This is a genomic window from Nostoc sp. 106C (assembly GCF_002154725.1).
GTDB lineage: Bacteria > Cyanobacteriota > Cyanobacteriia > Cyanobacteriales > Nostocaceae > Aulosira.
The window spans coordinates 1-3,705 of record NZ_MTAW01000239.1 but is presented as its reverse complement, the minus strand read 5'-3'; the positions used below and the strand labels follow the sequence as shown (position 1 = coordinate 3,705).

Here is a 3,705-nt window from a genome sequence, read left to right as displayed (position 1 = left end):
GCGCCTGTTTCCCAACGACCATCCCGATGTGGCACAAAGCTTGAACAATTTAGCTGCACTCTACAATAGCCAAGGGCGCTACAACGAAGCCGAACCCCTATTGATTGAAGCCTTGGCGATGACAAAGCGCCTATTTGCCGCCGACCATCCCAATGTCGCAACTAGCTTGAACAATTTAGCTGCACTCTACAATAGCCAAGGGCGGTACAGCCAAGCCGAACCTCTCTACATTGATGCCTTGGCGATGTGTCAACGGGTGTTAGGGGTTAATCATCCCTCAACAGCTACAATTCGAGAAAATCTGACAATTCTGCAACGCCAGTTAACTCCCCTTAGCATTTGGAAACATCGATTAGGTCAGTTTGTCTTAATTTTGTTAGTAATATTAACTTTACCTTTTTACCTGCTCTGGCGATTAGCTAAGAAAATAAGTCGTAATTCGTAATTATATAGAGTGGGTAAAGGCGATCGCTTTTCATGTTTATACTATGAAGTAGGTTTACTATCTCAACAGCAATCAAAAATGACGAATGAGGAACTCCAGCAGATAGTACAGAGCAATGCCAGAGCGATTCAAGGAATTCTGGATGCAATGGCTGAGGAGAGACAAGAAAACAGAGAAAGAAATGACAGGATAGATGCAACAATCTCTAGAATGGACGACGCAATCTTGAGATTAGCCACTTTAAACGAAGGAATAGTTAACTTGCTCACTTCTCTGGATGAAGATCGTCCGACAATTCTTAGAAAATTGACAGCAATTGAGAACAAAGTTGATCAAATTTTACAAAAAGATTAGAAATCAAGTTGTACAGCAAAGTAAAGCTGTGATTATTCATGGCGATAGCACCTTACCCAAATGGAGACTCAGATACCCGACTTTTTCAAAAAGTCGGGTATCTAGTTGTTCATAAGGCGATCGCTTTCATCAATAATAATGCGTAGGCGTAGCCCGTCATAGACATCGCCAAAAGTGTTCTCAAAGACAACCCCGAAAAACCTTGATAATATGGAAAAAACAGTTCAAGCGAACTACCAAGGTGATGAGCAGCATTAATATTTCCTTGCCTGAATCGATGAAAGTCTTTGTTGAGGAACAAGTGACTCAAGGTGGCTACGGTTCTGTTAGCGAATACTTGCAAGATTTAATCAGTCAAGACCAAAAACGCAAAACTCAAGAATATATAGAAGACCTTTTAATTACCGGACTTGAAAGTGGAGAGGTAATAGAAGTTAATGATGAATGGTGGGAGCAAAAACGCACACACCTCATCAACCAGATCCATGAAGATAAATAATGACAAAGCGGATAGTCATTACACCCAAGGCCAGTTTAGATATTGATGAGTATTTTGCTTACATTGCGCAAGAAAACCCCGACACAGCTCTTTTATTTTTTGACTCTGTAAGAGAAACTTTTGCACAGTTAGCAAGAATGTCTGGAATGGGTAGCCGTTATTCCCTAGAAAACCTTCGTTTACAAGGTTTACGTAAATGGGCTGTTAAAGGATTTAAAAAGTATCTAATTTTTTATTTTGAGCGAGATCAAAGTATTGAAATTGTACGAATTCTCTATGCAGGGCAAGATATAGAAACAATTTTAGAACAGGAATGATATTGATTGGCGATCGCTTTCATCAATAATAATGCGTAGACGTAGCCCTTCGTAGACATCGCCAAAAGTGTTCTCAACGACAACGTTTAAGGGTAATATAATCGTGTTTCTCTAGATTTATACCGTTAAGTTACGCTTGGCCTCTTCATCCGCCAGGGAATTAATTCCCTGGCTAATAGCGAAAGTCTACTACAGTTCCTTGCGGTAACAGGGTTTCGCGTTAAGTTGACACGTATGAGCATTGCTAAACCCTTAGCTTAGCCGCGTATTTATATCATTATTAAGGTGAAATGGTATAACGCACCTTGAATCCTTGATGGTGAGTTGCGTTGCATGACAACTCACCATACATTTACTAGAGAATTTCCTTAATTTTATTAGCTTTACTAGTGTTTATTGAAAAGTTAGCTCATTAAGCTTAACTACGCCATCGAAGTGTCTTTTCTCTAATTGGGTTAACAAAAGAGCGCCCTTGTATTTGAGACTTAGCAAATTCTGCTTTCAATCTATAATACCAACGGGCTTGAGCATCAGCATCTCCAACTAAAGTTAAGGGAGGATTATGTTTCAAACCGATTTGTTGTTGAATCAAAATTTTTCGATCTTGATGAAGAAAACTGCGCGTAAACCATAGCAATAATGGCTTGAGAATAGGAAACCAAGGTAAAGTTGTGTAGAACATAGTTGTTTCCTCGGTCTCAGTTTCGGAAATGGGAGTAATTGCTGTTAAGTTACAGACCAGATGTTTGTCGGTGGATACGCGCTCAATACGAATTCCTGGCAAACGGAATGAGATTTCGATCTGTGGATTACGTCCAATTAAGCGATAGAAAAAGGTTTGTTGTTCTAGTGTATGCTTTCGCATGGTAAAGCCATACAAAGATGGTTCAAAGGTTTTGGCTACCTCATTTAGTATTTGCGGAGAACGCCACCACCACGCTTGGTGAACGAAAGCAATATGAGCAGGATCGATCAATCCGACTACGGCGTGATCGACATCACAGGGAAAGCGGATAGACTCAACGGCTTGGTGGGATTGGTCGGCAAACTCAGGGATTTGTGGGATTTCTTCTAATATTGCGGAAGTCTCATTATTGGACATATAAATCCAAATATTTCCTTGAGCCTCTTGGATTGGATAACTTTTCGTTTCACTTACCTTGGCAAAGACTTTGCCTGAGCGATCGCGACTAAAAACTATTAGCTCATTCAGGAGAGTTTTTGAAAGTATTTGTCCAGGTTTTAACTGCTTACTTGGTAATGCATAGTACCAAGTATTTCTTAAAAACAAAGGTATTTTAGCCATCTTAGAATTGAAGTTAAAGCGATTGTGTAAGTAGGTCGGCGTGAATATTTATCGTTGGGATGAGGCAGGAGGCAGGAGGGAAGAGGGTTTAAGCCTATTTGATTTTTCAAAACATAGTTTTGTTTTTCCACACCGTTCTACTTAATCACAATTTGTAAGTTTAGTTGAAATTAATTCAGGTGCGCTGTGTTGTGAAAATTGTTTAAGACATAAAACACATCTGTTGTTAGTGACTACTTTCAGGATGCTATAGCCAGCCGAATTCTGAGAAATGCGGAGACTAAAAGTAGGTATTTTTAAGCTTTTCAGCCTTTTTATCTTTCACATGATTGCTCTATAAAACAATGTCAGCTTCTAGAAGAGTGTGCTAAAGTTAGCAAGTATAGAGAGCATCTGTTAGGCCAATGCTGCGGATTGGCGCTAGGTTTAACATCAGGTCGCTGGCGGATAGTTTTATAACGCATCGCACTGCTGTTTGGCTCAATTCTAAGCAAACGAATGTATTCTCTTCATTGGTTGTCAAGCAATACTCTAGCATTGCGATCACGCTCAATTCATTTTGTGGCATTGCATATTTTATTTGCGGGATAATTTATATTACACACAGACGCAGCGAAAAGTCGGCGCAGTGGCTTGCCGAAGGCTACTGTCAAAACACCAAGAGCGCCTTCGCGCAGCGTCTCGCCTTGGGAGAAGAACTTGTAGAATGTGCGTCATACCAATTCCAGGAAAAAATGAGACAGATGCGTAGGTTGGGGAGCCACTCACGTGGGCGGGTTTCCTG

Annotated in this window: 6 protein-coding genes; 5 read left to right on the top strand and 1 reads right to left on the bottom strand. The window is 40.4% G+C overall.

Annotation, left to right across the window (positions count from 1 at the left end):
• The 4 genes from BV375_RS35355 to BV375_RS35340 all read left to right on the top strand — a co-directional run.
• Window positions 1-445: tetratricopeptide repeat protein (locus BV375_RS35355; RefSeq protein ID WP_143842306.1), on the top strand; the 445-nt coding region annotated here is incomplete at its 5' end.
• 78 nt (window positions 446-523) lie between these two features.
• Window positions 524-799 (top strand): hypothetical protein, encoded by a 276-nt coding sequence (locus tag BV375_RS35350; protein WP_086769300.1) that lies wholly within the window; start codon window positions 524-526, stop codon window positions 797-799.
• Window positions 800-1,043: 244 nt separating this feature from the next.
• Window positions 1,044-1,298 carry an addiction module antitoxin gene (locus BV375_RS35345; protein WP_086769298.1) on the top strand — a complete coding sequence of 85 codons (255 nt, stop codon included), beginning with the start codon at window positions 1,044-1,046 and terminating at the stop codon, window positions 1,296-1,298.
• The gene (locus tag BV375_RS35340; protein WP_086769295.1) at window positions 1,298-1,615 is read left to right on the top strand and encodes a type II toxin-antitoxin system RelE/ParE family toxin; all 318 of its coding nucleotides are present in this window, start codon (window positions 1,298-1,300) and stop codon (window positions 1,613-1,615) included. Before BV375_RS35345 ends, BV375_RS35340 begins: the two co-directional genes overlap by 1 nt.
• A 418-nt stretch (window positions 1,616-2,033) precedes the next feature.
• Here BV375_RS35340 and BV375_RS35335 read toward each other — a convergent pair whose 3' ends face one another.
• A complete protein-coding gene (locus BV375_RS35335; RefSeq protein WP_086769293.1) occupies window positions 2,034-2,921 on the bottom strand; it encodes a 2Fe-2S ferredoxin in 888 nt (295 codons plus the stop codon).
• Window positions 2,922-3,325: 404 nt separating this feature from the next.
• Between BV375_RS35335 and BV375_RS37855 the strand changes: the two genes are divergently transcribed.
• On the top strand, window positions 3,326-3,705 hold a 380-nt coding region (locus BV375_RS37855), incomplete at its 3' end, for a hypothetical protein (RefSeq protein ID WP_208099241.1).

Bases quoted from the DNA above. Each gene is read 5' to 3' on its own strand.
- BV375_RS35350 (WP_086769300.1), top strand. From the start codon at position 524: ATGACGAATGAGGAACTCCAGCAGATAGTACAGAGCAATGCCAGAGCG.
- BV375_RS35345 (WP_086769298.1), top strand. From the start codon at position 1,044: ATGAGCAGCATTAATATTTCCTTGCCTGAATCGATGAAAGTCTTTGTT.
- BV375_RS35340 (WP_086769295.1), top strand. From the start codon at position 1,298: ATGACAAAGCGGATAGTCATTACACCCAAGGCCAGTTTAGATATTGAT.
- BV375_RS35335 (WP_086769293.1), bottom strand. From the start codon at position 2,921: ATGGCTAAAATACCTTTGTTTTTAAGAAATACTTGGTACTATGCATTA.